General features: G+C 61.0%; 8 protein-coding genes. All 8 read right to left on the reverse strand.

All coding sequences use genetic code 11. From position 1 onward, the window contains the following. Positions 1–13: 13 nt before the first annotated feature. A complete protein-coding gene (gene addA / locus NAC44_RS19110) occupies positions 14–3,583 on the reverse strand; it encodes a double-strand break repair helicase AddA (protein ID WP_338022107.1) in 3,570 nt (1,189 codons plus the stop codon). After that, positions 3,576–6,746 carry a double-strand break repair protein AddB gene (gene addB, locus NAC44_RS19115; protein ID WP_250943157.1) on the reverse strand — a complete coding sequence of 1,057 codons (3,171 nt, stop codon included), beginning with the start codon at positions 6,744–6,746 and terminating at the stop codon, positions 3,576–3,578. The genes addA and addB overlap by 8 nt, the downstream gene beginning before the upstream one ends. Before the next feature lie 3 nt (positions 6,747–6,749). Then, positions 6,750–7,481, reverse strand: coding sequence for a nucleotidyltransferase family protein (locus tag NAC44_RS19120; protein WP_250943158.1), 732 nt, complete (start codon positions 7,479–7,481; stop codon positions 6,750–6,752). A 23-nt stretch (positions 7,482–7,504) separates the two neighbouring features. After that, entirely contained in the window at positions 7,505–9,007 is a 1,503-nt protein-coding gene (gene tsaE, locus NAC44_RS19125) for a tRNA (adenosine(37)-N6)-threonylcarbamoyltransferase complex ATPase subunit type 1 TsaE (protein ID WP_250943159.1), read from the reverse strand. Further along, positions 9,004–11,586, reverse strand: coding sequence for a sensor histidine kinase (locus NAC44_RS19130; RefSeq protein ID WP_250943160.1), 2,583 nt, complete (start codon positions 11,584–11,586; stop codon positions 9,004–9,006). Before NAC44_RS19130 ends, tsaE begins: the two co-directional genes overlap by 4 nt. Before the next feature lie 329 nt (positions 11,587–11,915). After that, a complete protein-coding gene (ahcY, locus tag NAC44_RS19135; protein WP_250943161.1) occupies positions 11,916–13,316 on the reverse strand; it encodes an adenosylhomocysteinase in 1,401 nt (466 codons plus the stop codon). Between the two features lie 207 nt (positions 13,317–13,523). Beyond that, positions 13,524–13,799 (reverse strand): HPr family phosphocarrier protein, encoded by a 276-nt coding sequence (locus NAC44_RS19140; protein WP_250943162.1) that lies wholly within the window; start codon positions 13,797–13,799, stop codon positions 13,524–13,526. 13 nt (positions 13,800–13,812) lie between these two features. Continuing rightward, on the reverse strand, positions 13,813–14,214 hold the full coding sequence (locus NAC44_RS19145; protein ID WP_250943163.1) for a PTS sugar transporter subunit IIA: 402 nt from the start codon (positions 14,212–14,214) through the stop codon (positions 13,813–13,815). Between the last annotated feature and the right edge of the window lie 388 nt (positions 14,215–14,602).

Raw genomic sequence — 14,602 nt, forward strand, 5'->3', positions numbered from 1 at the left:
TATGGATCAGATTTCAATCATCTGTTTGCCGAGTAGCCTGGTGTGAAGGCTGAAGTGATGTGAGCGCATGGCTGAGCGCTGTTTCATCCAGCGCAATCACATGCGGGCCTTCGGTGTAGATCAGCAGGCAATCGATCGTCTTTCCCGGATAAAGCGGTTTCAGCACCTCGCGATAGATGGCAAGCTGGGCCACATGGGCAGGCGGCACATCGGCGCTTCGGGCAGGCGGTTTGCGGTTGGTCTTGTAATCGGCCAGAAGCACCCGGCTTCCCGTTACGGCCAGCCGGTCGATCCTGCCGGAGACGGCGCGCTCTTCGCGGCCCAGCCGGATCGTGCCCATCACCGTCACTTCCGCCTCGGATTGGGGGCTGAACAGCGCCGTCAGCGCCGGATCGTTCAAAAGCCGCATCACCCCGTCAACCATGTTCTCGCGCTCGGCCTCTGGCCAAAGCCGTGCTGCGCGTTCGCTGTAGCGGCGCGCGGCGGCCTCGCGCTCACCGTCTTCCAGAGCGGGCAGCATTTGCAGCATCCGGTGAATGAGGCGGCCCTTTTGCAGGGCAAGACCCGCATCCTCGCCGGGGCTGAACAGCGGCGAGGTCAGCATCAGGTCGCCTTCCGCCTCATCCACCGCAAGCCCGTTGCCGGACGGGCTCAAAGGTCGGGGTAAGCGCGGTGGCGGCGGTGGCGGCGTGAGCAGGGCCGCAGGCAGCGTGTCGTCGGGCGCCCGTTCCGGCGTTTGCTCGGCCTCCGTCACGGCAAAGCTTTTCGCCTCGGTTTCCCAGACCAGCCCCTCCCAGCGTTCCGGTCCTGCGGCAAAGCTTTCGGCCCGGCAGTGGCTTATATCAGCCTCCAGGGCCGTGAAAATCATCTTGTGCCAGGTGTCGCCCTGATCCAGCTTGCCGCGATAGCCGCAGACGATCAGCCGGTCGGCGGCCCGGGTCATGCCGACATAGAGCAGGCGGCGATATTCTTCTTCGGTCGCCGCCTTGCGCCGTGCAAGATCCTCAGCCGTCACCGCGCAATCCACCGCCTTGGTCGGCACCCAGATCGGGCATTCCGCTGCGCCTGCCTCGGCAGGCAGCATGCGGAATTTCGCCAGATGCGTATGGTTAAAGGCTTTCGAGCCGTCATCGACCAGAAACACCACCGGCGCTTCCAGCCCCTTGGAGGCGTGCACGGTCATGATCCTGACTTCGCTTGCTTCCTGATCCTGCTCGCGCTTGACCTCCGGCGAGTCCTGCTCCAGCGTGGTGATGAAGGATTGGAGGCCCGGCAGGCCTGCCTGTTCATGGGCAAGCGCAAAACTCAAAAATTCATCGAGAATATCGCTGACTTCGCTGCCAAGCCGGGCGAGATAGGCCCGCCGTCCGCCAAAGGGGCCGAGCACGCGGGCATAAAAATCATGCGGCGGCAGGGTTTCCGACAGTGCGCGATAGGTCTGAAGCCGGGTAAGGACTGTCTTCCACGGTTCATCGCCCGCCTCTGCCCGCTTTTGCAATTCGGCAAAGACGGTGTGCTCGCCACGCTCTGCGGCAAGGGTGAAAATATCCTCTTCCGTCAGGTTGAAGAGCGGGCTTTTCATCAGCGCCGCCAGCGACAGATCATCGGCGGAAAGCAGGACGAAACGGCCGAGTGCCATCAGATCCTGCACGGCGATATGGCCGGTCAGCCGCAAACGGTCGGCCCCGGCCACGGGTATGGTGCCGCGTCGTTTCAAGGCGCGCGTCAGCGCCGTGACAAAGCCGCCGCGCTTGCGCACCAGCACCAGAATGTCGCCTGCTTCCACGCGCCGGGCTACACCCTTTTCAATAATTGTGTCGCGGCCAATCATCGCCTCGATGGTCAGCGCAATGCGCCGGGCGAGCAGGGCCGGCGGTGCATTTTCCGGCGTGGCGTCGAACGGGGCGGTCCAGTCGGCGTCGTTTTCGCTGGTTTCGGCGGCGATCATCTCCCATACCTCGACCCGGCCCGGATGCTGGCTGCGGCTTGAGACATGCACCACCGGCTCGTTGACGGCAGAGAGACCCCGGGCATTGTCCGGCACCGAAAACACCTGATCGACGGCAGAGAGAACCGCCGAAGTCGAGCGGAAGGAGAGCGGCAGGCGGATGGCGGAAAATGCCGCCTGTCCGCCCGTCACTTCGCGTTCGGTTGCCCGCGCCTCCTCGGAAAAGCGCTCGGGCCGCGCGCCCTGAAACGAATAGATCGACTGTTTTTCATCGCCCACGGCAAAGAAGCTGCGCTGAACGCCGGGTCTGGCGCCCTGGCCGGAGAAAAAATCATCGCGCAGCGCCCGGATGACCGCCCATTGCACGGGGCTGGTGTCCTGCGCTTCATCGACGAGAATGTGGTCGATGCCCTGATCGAGCTTGTAATGGACCCAGGGGCCGACATCGCCGCGGGTGAGAAGCTCGGCAGCGCGGGCAATCAGATCCTCGAAATCGAGCTTGCTGGAGCGTTTTTTCAGGTCTTCATAATCGCCATTCAGCCGTTCGGCCAGCGTCACAGCCGCCTGCGTCGCCTTGTAAAGCCGGAAGACTTTCAATCGGGCCTGACAGGCCACCACATGATCGCGCCCCTCTACAACAGCCTCGGCCAGATGCGGCGCGGCCTTGGTCATGGCAGACGCAATCAGCGTCGAATCGGCCTTGGGCTTGCCAGCACTGGTGAAAAACGCCTCTTCCAGCAGGCGCACACGGCGGAAGGCATCGTGTTCACGCACGGCCTGTTCCAGCAGGCTGGCAATGGCCTGAACTTTCACGCCCCCCTTGCTGAAGGCAAGATCAATGTAGCTGGAAAGCACCGGTCCGTTGAAACCGGGAAGGGGCCAGAAGGCCTCGGCAAGGCCGGTCTCGGTGTCATGGCCGGAGAGGCCGAAGCGTTGCCGCAGGAACCGGTCGATGCTGCCTGATGTGCCGGTTCTTGCGAGAAACTGCCGCACGGCGTGGCGGTTGGACACAATATCGGCGAGCAGGTTTTCCAGCCCGAATTCATCGCCAATGCTCAAGACTTCGGCAAAGGCCTCGGCCAGAGCGGCATCGTCTTCCGTTGCGGTGGCCGTCAGGAGCAGACGCCGCGCCTCGGCCAAAAGCACGGAGGCGGCGCTGTCATCGAGCACGGAAAAATGCCCGGCTACATTGGCCTCCAATGGAAACTGATGCAGCAGCGCCTCGCAAAAAGCGTGAATGGTCTGGATTTTCAGCCCGCCCGGCGTTTCCAGCGCCCGGGCAAACAGCCGTCGCGCCTCGGCAATCTTGATCCGGTTCGGCGGCTTTCGCTCGATCTCCTGGATGCGGGCGGCAAGGGCGTCATCCGTCAGGGTGGCCCATTCCGCCAGCCGGCTGAAGACGCGGTTTGACATTTCCGAGGCCGCCGCCTTGGTATAGGTCAGGCAGAGAATGGAAGAGGGGCGGGCACCTGCCAGCAGCAGGCGGATGACGCGCTGCGTCAGCACATGGGTCTTGCCCGATCCGGCATTGGCCGAAACCCAGGCCGAGCGGGCGGGATCGGAAGCCAGCGCCTGCTGGCGCGTCGTCCAGTCGATGGGGTTTTCGCCTTCTGGCAGAAAAGCGGTCTCACGCATCCTCGCCATCCTCCGCAGCATCGGCCGTCGACCACTCCGCCACCCGGGCAAGATGGTCGTAATCGCCGCCATAATCATTCTGTTTGGCCGGCATCAGCCGGGAGACAAAGCCGCGTTTGCCCGTCTGCAAAAGGGTGACGAAGCGGCTCAGCTGATCGACGGCTTCTTCCGCCAGATCGATGGCGGATTTCGCCTTGTCCGCCTTTGCGGTCAGCTCGTTATTGACGGTTTCCGCATCGAAACGGCTGCCGGGGCGCAGCCGCACATAGATGAGATTGTCGGGAAAGAGCCGTCCGGCATCGCGAAAGCCGCCGCGCATCAGCGCTGCCGCTTCCAGCGCCAGCTGTGGATCGATCAGGCTGCGGGCGACATTTTTGCTGGGGTTCGACCCGGTCTTGTAATCGATGATATCGGCATGACCGGCGCGAATGTCGAGCCGGTCGGCAATGCCGGTCAGCCGGATGCCGATATTGTCCAGCTCGACACCGGCTCTGGCCTCGGTGATGATTTTGGCCGGATCGCGCCCCCGCTGCCAGGCAATCAGCTCGCGCCCGACATCGCGGAAACGCCTGCGCCAGACCACATCGATATGCGTCGGCAGGCCCTCCTCGTCAAAGGCGGTATTGGCGATCTCCTGCATCAGCCTTTCGGCCTCCGGTCCCATTTGATCAGGGCATGCAGAGATGAAGCGCTCGACAATTCTGTGGTAAAGCGTGCCGCGTTCGGCCGCACCCGGATCGGTGTTGAAGGGATGAACCGGATCGAGCTTGAGAATACGCCGCGCATAGATGGCATAAGGGTCGCGGCGCAGCACCGAGACCTCGCTGAAGGAATAGGATTTCGGCTGAAGAGTGACAGGCGGCTTCGGTTCCGGTCGTTCTGCCGGGGGCTCGGAAGGGGCCTGATCGAGCAGCCCGGCCCAATGGCGATAGCAGGCGCCGCGTTCTTTCAGCTGATCGGCAAAACCCTTGCCGCCAAGTGCCAGCAGGCGCTGGAGAAAGCGTGAGGTGACGGTCGGGGCCGATCCCTGGCGCAGCGCCCGCGAATAGATCAGCCTGCGGGCGCCATTCGCCATTTCAAAGTCATGGGCAAGCTGGCCGATCTGCCGTTCCGGCGGTTCCAGCCCGAGATCGGTTTTCATGCCGCGCGACAGAAAAGGATTGTTGGAGGCCGAACCCGGCCAGGAGCCTTCGTTCAAGCCGCCCAGCACCATGGTATCGACGCTTTGCAGGCGTGATTCCATTGCCCCGAAAATGAAGACGCGCGGATGGCGCAGCGAGCGCGGCTTGACCGACAGGCTGGCGGCAAGGGCGGCGACAATATCGATCCATTGCGGGCCATCGGCATGGATCGTGCCGTCGGTTTCCATGATTTCGCTGAGGAGCTGGGCAAGACACTGCCCGGCTTCGCCGGCCCAAAGCAGCGAGAGATCGCCGGTTTCACTTTTGGCGATGGCTTCCAGCACCCGGCCGGTGCGTTCGGCCCAGTCGCGCACGGCAAGTCTGGAGGTGAAGCGCGATCCATCGCCATGGGCAACGACATGGCCCGCCAGCGGCTCGACCGCTCTGGCAACGGCAACCGTGAGTGCGCGGGCTTTTTCCTTCACCGCATCGGGAATATATTTGCGCCAATGCGGCGGATGCCGGTCTTCTGCCTGCGCCAGCCATTGCCGCTCGAACAGTGAGGTGAGTTCGGCGATATCGACACTTGCGGTCGAGCCGCGCAACGCCACGGCTTCCAGTGCGTCTGCCGCTTCCCGCAAGCCCTCTTCCGGCAGGCCGAAGCGCGCCAGCGGATGGTTGAGGAGCGAAACGACCGCCACCGGATCGCCGGGTCTGAGACAGGCCTCCAGCGTCAGTGTCAGCAACATGCCCTGCGGCGTCGAGGAAAAGGGCGTACCGGCCGAATCGTCGGCCTCGATGCCGAAGCGCGTCAGCTCCGCCGTCACCCGGCGGGCGAGATTGCGGTCCGGCGTGATCAGGGCCGCCCGGCTTTCGCCGCCATCGGCTTTCGGTTCGGCCAGCGCCATGCGCAGCGCCACCGCAATTGCCAGCGCTTCTTCCCGTTCATTGGCCGTTTCGATCAACGCGACATCGGCAAAGGCGGCGGCGAAACGGGCATCGCCAAACTCTTCCCGCCACGCGGTCCAGCTGTCGGTGGCCTTGGCCGGGGCAAGGGCGCGGGAGATGATTTCCGCCCGGTCCTGAAGATCGCTCGGGCCGGTTTCGAGTGCAGCGACATCGTCGCGGTTCAATTGCAGCTTGCCGAGCAGACGGTGCAGACCATATTGCGGATGGGTGCGCGCCGTGGGTTCGGGCGGCAGACCGGGCGGCTGCTCGCCGCCGACCAGTTGCCATTGGTCTTCCGGCAAGGTCTTGTCCAAGCCGGGCAGGACGATGACGCCTTGCGGCAGGCTGGCGACGGTGGCTATCAACTGGGCAGCGGAGGGAATAGCCCCGGTCGAGCCGGCAACGATCACCGGCCCCGTCTGCGGCAGTTTCATCAGCCGTTCGCGCTCGGCCTGAAGCAAAGCGTTGCGGTGGCGCATTGGCGAGGACCGGTTCAGCTCCTCCAGCCGCAGCGGCCAGAACGCGCTGGCAATGCGCAGGAATTCCAGCGTCAATTGCCACCAGGCGGCAAAGTCACGGGCATCGAGCTGGTCGAGATCGGCCCAGTCGCGCTCTTCCGTTTCCATGGCGTCGATCAGTTCGACCAGGGAACGGGCAAGCCAGACCGCATCTGCCGGGCTTGCCGGGGCCACCAGCGGCGTATCGGCATGAATGCTGCGGACAATCTCCGGCAGGCGGTTGCGCCAGGCCAGAATGAGTTCGCCCAGTTCCAGAAGCCGGGCGACATTGCTGATCGGCGGCGCCAGATCGATGAGGGCAGGGCTTTCGGCATCGAAATAGCCGGTGTCTTCCTCGGCTTCTCCGAGTGGCCGGATCACCGGCAGAATAGCGGATTTTCCGCCGAGGATATCGACGAATTCAGAGCGCAAGACACGCACGGCGCGCCGCGTCGGCAAAAGAATGGTGACCTTTGACAATGACAGCGGATCGGCGGGATCATAGCGATAGCCGGGAGCAAGCCGCCCGTCACAGAGCGCGCGGGCGATCAGCCTGAGAAAGGGCTCGGATGGCGGAACGGTCCAGAACCGGGCCATGGCTTATGCCTTTTCATCAAAAGCTGTCATCACCGCCTCGGCCTCGCCGATTGCATCGGGCGTGCCGACGGTCAGCCAGTGGCCTTGCAGGGGCAGGCCGAACAGGCGGCGACGGGCAATCGCCTTGTCAAACAGCAGGTTGAGATTGAACGCCCCCTCCGGCGCATCGTCAAGCAAGGCGGAATGCAGCGCCAGAGCCCCGGCATAGACGACCGGATTGGCGTCACCGTCCTTGTAACGGCTCAGGCGACCATCGGTGCCGAGATGAAAATCCTTCGTGCCATTATGGCCGGTGGTCTGGTCGAGCCGCACCGTCAGCATGGCCATATCCATGGTGTCGGGATCGAAGAAACGGGCGAGGCGTTCGAGATTGGTCGGCTGGCCCTCAGGCTCACCGATCCAGAAGAGATCGGCATTCATCACCAGAACCTGGCCGGGCGGTAGCAGAGAAACGCCTTTGACAAGCCCGCCGCCATTGTTGAGAAGCCGCTCTTCTTCGTCGGACAGCAGGATAGCCGGCGTCTCGCGCCTGGCAAGATGATCCCGCATCTGACCGGCGAAATGGTGGAGATTGACCACTGCCGTCTCGACACCCGCCATTTCCAGATGGTCGAGCGCATAATCGATCAGCGCCTTGCCCTTCACCTTGACCAGCGGTTTCGGCATGGTGTCCGTAATGGGCCGCATCCGTGTGCCAAGGCCAGCGGCCAGCACCATTGCCTGTGTGATGGTCATGACGTCCTGTTGTTCAAGTCTTTTCAGATCAGGCCAAGTCTTGCACACCAATCCTTGAGGGGCGCAAGGGCCTCATGCTGAAAAGCTGCGGATATGTAGGTGAGCGTGCGATCCATATGCCGCATATAGTCCGGCTTGTTGTCGCGCAGCTTCAGCCGCACCCAGAGCCCCATCAGCTTGCAATTGCGCTGGGCCGCCATGATGGCAAAATCCCGCCGAAAGGCCACCGCATCGAAACCGGCTTCATCGCGTCTCAGGTCGATATAATGATCGTGAAGATCAGCCTGCATCGCTGCCGGTATGGTCACGCGCGCATCCTGAAGGAGCGAGGCCAGGTCATAGGCAGCAGGACCGATCATCGCGTCCTGAAAATCGATCAGTCCGACCCGTTGAATCCCTTCTTTTTCCGCCTGCCACAGCAGGTTTGGCGAATGAACGTCGCGCAGAACCAGATGTGTGCGGTCATCCAGCAAGCCGATCAGCTTCTGCCAGATCGCGGCAAATTCTTGCCGCTCCGCCTCATGCGCCTGCCGCCCGAGCTTCCAGGGAATATGCCAGTCCAGCAGCAATTCCGTTTCATAAAGCATAGCAGCATCATCGAAAGCAGGAATGACATGGCTATGATCGGGCGTGACGGGGATTTCACGTGAAACATCGGCGCGGGCAAGATGAGCAAGACAGGCTGCTGCTGCGGCATATCGCTCTGCCATCGGCCTGCCATCGGCATCGAGAACCCCCTCCGATCCGAGATCCTCGATCAGCAGCAGACCTCGATCCAGATCCTGCGCATAGATTGCCGGGACAGTGGCCCCCATGTCCTGCAGAAGATGGTCTATGGCAACGAAGGCGCGGCAATCTTCCGCCAGATGCACCAGTTCCGGATAGGTCTTGCCGTGACGGATCACGGGGGTTTGCGGGCGTTTCGGGCTGTCCATGACGATGCGCGGCGAGCCAACCGGTGAGGAGACGAGGTCATAAGCGCGATAATCGGCGTCACCGCTCAGGAACCGGCGCCTTGCCCCTGCCATGCCGTTTTGATCCAGCAGGGCGCGAATGGCGAGGCTGCGTCTTACGCGCTGCAACAGGGGCTCAGGGCCACTGATGGCAAGCTGCCTGCCGCCATCTTTCGGAAAGCTGAAGGTGAGGGTCAGCGCGTCCTCAGGCAGCCGGTCCTCAGCACGTTCCGGCCATTCCACCAGACAGATGCCGGTTTCGAGCCATTCATCGAAGCCGAGTTCATCCAGTTCGGAGGAATCGCCCAGCCGGTAAAGATCGAAATGGGCGACGGGAATGCGCAGATCGTAAGCCTGGACCAGCGTGAAGGTCGGGCTTGGCACATCCAGGGCGTCGTCATCGGCAACAGCGCGGATCAGTGCGCGGGCGAGCGTCGATTTTCCGGCACCAAGATCGCCGTTCAGCTTGATGCAGTCACCCGGTTTCAACGCCCGCGCCAGATCCTCGCCGAGCTGCTGGGTCGCTTTCTCGTCGGCAAGAGTGAGTAGCATGGAGCCGGAAGACGGGATCATTCAGCGGCAACGGAATGGATGAGTTCGCCGGAGGGAATCCGGCAAACAACCGTGGTGCCCTTGTCCGTGACGCTATCAATGGTCACGCTGCCCTTGTGCAGGTTGACGAAGCTTTCGACAATGGAAAGCCCGAGCCCTGCGCCGGTGCGGCGTCCGCCTTTGGCATTGGAGGAAAAGCGTTTGAACACCGTCTGCAGAGTGTCTTCGGGAATGCCGCAGCCATTGTCGGCAACGGTGAAGACGAAATCGGAGCCTTCCCGCCAGCATTTCAGCACGACTTTCTCGCCTTCCGGCGAGAAATTCACCGCATTGGTGAGGATCTTGATCAGAATCTGCTTCAGGCGCAGTTGATCGGCGACGATCTCACCCAGCTGCGACGGCGCCATGATTTCCAGCGTCACCCGTCCTTCCTGAAGACGGTCGGTCATCTGCATCGAGACATCGTCGAGCAGGTCGCTCAGATCGATCACCGAATAATTGAGCCGCATGATGCCGGCATCGACGGTGGCGAGATCGAGAATATCGTTGACGATGGTCAAAAGCACCGAAGACGAGGTGGAGATGTGATCGATATAATCCGCCTGCCGCTCGGTGAGCGGGCCGATGGCGGGCGATTTCAGAAGATCGGTGAAACCGATGATATTGGTCAGCGGGGAGCGCAATTCGTAGGAAACATGCTGGACGAAATCGTTTTTCAGCTCATCCGCCTTGCGCAGCGCCTCGTTCTTTTCCAGAAGCGCCCGCTCGGCGCGCACGCCGTCTGTGATGTTGACGAAGGTCAGCATGGTCTGCGCATTCGGCAGCGGGATCAGCGCATAATCCAGCACCAGACCGGAAAGAAGCTCGATGGTGCCCTGGCTGGAGGGGCGCTCGTCCTCGAAGCTGGTGATCATCCGGCTGAAGGTGCGCCAGCCATCCGGCCGGTCATAGGAGGGCAGGCAGGCGGCTTCAATGGCGCGGATATGGGTTCCGGGCGCGGCCTCTGTCTCGGTAATGCCCCATAGCGCTCGGAAGGCCGGGTTGGAAAGCCGGATGCGTCCATCCGGCCCGAAGACGGCCACGCCTTCAGACAGGTGGTCGATGGTTTCACCCTGCACCTTGACCAGCGTATTGTAGCGGGTTTCCAGATCGACCTGTTCGGTCAGGTTTTCAAACACCCAGGTTGCGCCGCCCTGGGGATGGGCCGAGGCGATGACCCTGAGCGTCTGGCCGTTCGGCAGATGCCATAGCGCCGTCTGGGTATCGATGGCGCGATAGACGGAGAGTGTGTTTTCCTTCCAGCTCTTCCAGCTCAGCTGTTCCGGCAGCTTGCCGGCGCTGCGCAGCCGGTCGAGCAGCTCGCCGTGATCGGGGCGGGATTCGAGGAAGCCAAGATCGAGACCCCAGAGTTGCTGGAAGGCCTGATTGTAGAATTGCAGCCGCCGCTCACCGTCGAAGATGGCCACGGGGGTGGCCAAATGATCCAGCGTTTCGGCATGACTTTTCAGCGTGCGCTTCAGCTCTTCGCGTAACGCTTCCTCGCGCGTGACATCGATGGCCATACCGCAGGAGCCGAAGGGCGCCTTGACGTCGACCACGTCAAAAAAGCTGCGATTGCCGTGCACGACAGTGGAAACCGTCTCATGGAAGGGCGAAACGGGCGTCAGCGTCGCCCGGATTTTTTCCCGGGTGATGGTGTTGAGGATTTCGCGATGTTCCTGGATGGCCTGATCCGGGGTCAGGGCTTCCACGGCATCGCTATAGGCCTGATTGACCCAGATCAGCTTGCCGTCATTGTCGCGTTTCCACACGGGGTGTTCGAGCGAATCGAGCAGGCTCTCGAACGTCTCGATGGCCGAGCTCAGTCGCGCCTTTTCGATTTTCAGTTCCGCCAGTTCGGCGCGCAGATTGTTCAGCGCCACGAAACGGGCAAAGGCGCGGCCGCCGGAGACGCGGCCCTGCACTTCAAGCACCTCATCGCGATGGGTTTCGACAATGAGATCGAAGCTTTCCGCCTTGAAGCGCAGCTTTTCGACAGCGTGATCGAGATCGGCGGCGGAAGCAGCCTTCAGCCAGCGACCGAAGGCGAGAAAATCGGCTTCTCCGGTGGGCGCGCCGGTTTCCAGCGGCAGCTGGCCCAGTTGTTCCGGCTTGTTGGTGCTGCCGTCCCAGATGACGATCCGACGGTTCTTGTCGGCAATCAGGGCCTGATAGCGGGAAATTCGCTGATTGGCATCAGATAGGGCAGAGCGCATTTCCCGGCCCTCGGCTACCATGCTGTTGCGCTGGCGCAAAAGCCAGAGCGTCGACAGAAGTGTTGCCGAAATCGCACCGACGATCAGGGCGATGCCAATCATTTCGCCGGAGGTGAAGGTGGCGGTGCCACCTGCATTGCCCATGGTGCCGGTCAGGCCTTGTGCAAGGGCATGATCCGTACCCGCGCCAAACCCGGCCAGCACTGTGCCGGTTCTGAGCCGTTGTGCCGTTGACTGATACAAGCCCCGAAGTCTGCAGGACCGTAACCGTGTCCAGACCCGAGGCACGAGCAAAATTTTTCCCGCCCATCCGCGTTGGAGCGAGTTGTCGAAAGAAACCGCCATGTCCGGTCTGTCTCCGTCTGTTTACCGCATCTTTGACAAGACATCCCTATCTCGCGTCCCGGACACCATGAGCGATGGCTGTCGATGACACCCAACCTGCTCCGGCCTTGTCCTGCGGGACTATCGACCCGCTTTCGGACGTTGAGACGACGAATCAAGTGGTAAAACAATACTGTGGATAAGATGAGCCGGAAAGAGGTGACAGAAAAAAGAAGCCGCAGGCTTCGTTTTGAAGGCTGCGGCTTTTGTCTTTCATGTCTTTCCGGGTGAGGACAGCAACGACTTTTTTCCGGAAAATACTCTATATATGGTGTGTAATTGTATAGAGATCAGTATCTGTAGTGGTTCGACTTGAACGGACCGGCTGGGGTGACGCCGATATAGGAGGCCTGTTCCTCCGACAGTTCGGTCAGCTTCACACCGAGCTTTTCGAGATGCAGGCGGGCAACCTTCTCATCCAGATGCTTCGGCAGGACATAGACCTCGTTCTTGTAGGCGTCCGGCTTGGTGAAGAGCTCGATCTGTGCCAGAACCTGGTTGGTAAAGGAGGCGCTCATGACGAAGGACGGATGGCCCGTGGCGTTACCAAGGTTGAGCAGGCGGCCTTCCGACAGCAGGATCATGCGGTTTCCGGCCGCAAATTCGATCATGTCGACCTGCGGCTTGATATTGGTCCACTTCAGGTTTCTCAGTGCGGCAACCTGAATTTCGTTGTCGAAATGGCCGATATTGCCAACGATCGCCATATCCTTCATCTCGCGCATATGCTCGATGCGGATGACGTCCTTGTTGCCGGTGGTGGTGATGAAGATATCGGCACTTTTCGTGACGTCTTCCAGCTTGACCACTTCAAAACCGTCCATGGCGGCCTGAAGGGCGCAGATCGGGTCGATTTCGGTGACCTTGACGCGCGCACCCGCACCGCGCAGCGATGCAGCAGAACCCTTGCCGACATCACCATAGCCGCAGACGACGGCAACCTTGCCGGCCATCATCACATCAGTTGCGCGGCGAATGCCGTCGACCAGCGATTCCTTGCAGCCATATTTGTTGTCGAACTTCGACTTGGTGACCGAATCGTTGACATTGATCGCCGGGAAGGGCAGCAGGCCCTGCTTGGCCAACTGATAGAGACGGTTGACGCCGGTGGTGGTTTCCTCGGTCACACCGCGAATGGCGTCGCGCTGCTTTGTGAACCAGCCGGGGCTGGCGGCCAGACGCTTCTTGATCTGGGCGAAGAGGACTTCTTCCTCTTCCGAATGGGGATTGACCAGAACGTTCTCGCCTGCCTCGGCGCGCGCACCCAGCAGGATATACATGGTGGCGTCGCCGCCATCGTCGAGGATCATGTTGGACAGGCCACCATCGGCCCATTGGAAGATGCGGTCGGTATAATCCCAGTATTCCGTCAGGCTCTCGCCCTTGACGGCAAAGACCGGTACGCCGGTGGCGGCAATCGCGGCGGCGGCATGATCCTGCGTGGAGAAGATGTTGCACGAGGCCCAACGCACCTCGGCGCCCAGCACCTTCAGCGTTTCGATCAGAACAGCGGTCTGGATCGTCATATGCAGCGAGCCGCTGATGCGTGCGCCCTTCAGTGGCTTGGCATCGCCCAGTTCGGCGCGAACAGCCATCAGGCCCGGCATTTCGGTTTCGGCGATGTCGAGTTCCTTGCGGCCGAAATCGGCAAGTCCGATATCTGCGACGATATAATCTTTTTCAGTGCTCATGGCGTTCTCCAAACCTTTGACAGTTTCGGAAAACCCGCTGTTTCCCGAAATCCGCGATAAAGCCAGTCAGACCGAGAGCTGTGCCGGTCGCACAGCCTCGCGCTGCCTGCCGGGCAAGGCAGGCTGTCCATAATGCTGTAACAGGGAAAAGTGCCGAAGGCAATAATCACATAAAGAAGTCTTTATGTCTTTATGTCAGAGCATGCTTTACATGTCCTCACCAAAGCGGTCGCGGATCAGGGCATCGAGGGCTTCCATCGCCTTTTCGGCATCATTGCCGTCTGTTGTTATGAGAATAGTGGTGCCGGGACTGGCCGCCAACATCATCAGGCCCATGATTGAGGTACCGCCAACGGTTGTTCCGTCCTTGCTGACGGTGACGGTGGCGTCGAAACCTTGAACGGTCTGGACGAACTTGGCCGAAGCGCGGGCATGAAGGCCGCGTTTGTTGATGATCGGCAACTCGCGGGTGAAGGATGTCATGAAGGTGGCGGTCCTATTTGCCGCTCAGAACGCGGCTTGCGACGTTGATATATTTGCGTCCGGCTTCCGAGGCCTCGATCAGGGCGCGATCCATGTCGTTGTCGCCGCGGACACCGGCCAGCTTGATCAGCATGGGCAGGTTGACGCCGGCAATCACTTCGATCCGTCCGGTGTTCATGACGGAAATGGCCAGATTGGAGGGCGTGCCGCCGAACATGTCGGTCAGGATGATGACGCCATGGCCGTCATCGGCGCGCATGACGGCATCGAGAATATCCTGACGGCGCTGGTCCATGTCATCTTCAGGGCCGATGCAGATCGTTTCTATGAACTTCTGCGGACCAACCACGTGCTCCACGGCATAATGAAACTCTTCAGCCAGCTTGCCGTGGGTGACAAGCACAAGTCCGATCATAAGCGTATCGCTCCCTCACCAAGGTACCGCCGGCGTCTCGCTGCAAACTGCAATAAACCGGCTTTCCCCGTGTCTGTCATTGCGCATCTCTTGAGAGAGATGGTCCCTCTGCGAAAGTCATGCGAGCCATGCCAAATATTGCATTGAAAAACGTTCGTCCACCATTCTCTTGTTTCGGACCGACACCAATATTGAAAAAACATAAACCCGATATGAACATGACAGCCAGCCGAACCGGATAAAACCTGCCCCATTCCAATCCTGTCCCATGGGTTTCGGCAGGTTTAGCGTGAACCAGACAAACTCTGAATTCCATTTTTGCCGTCTATCCCGGAAAACCCGTTCCTGCTTTTCTGCAAAAACCATAAGGCGCTTCTCTGGCCCAACA

Source organism: Allorhizobium sonneratiae (assembly GCF_023700755.1).
Lineage (GTDB): Bacteria > Pseudomonadota > Alphaproteobacteria > Rhizobiales > Rhizobiaceae > Allorhizobium > Allorhizobium sonneratiae.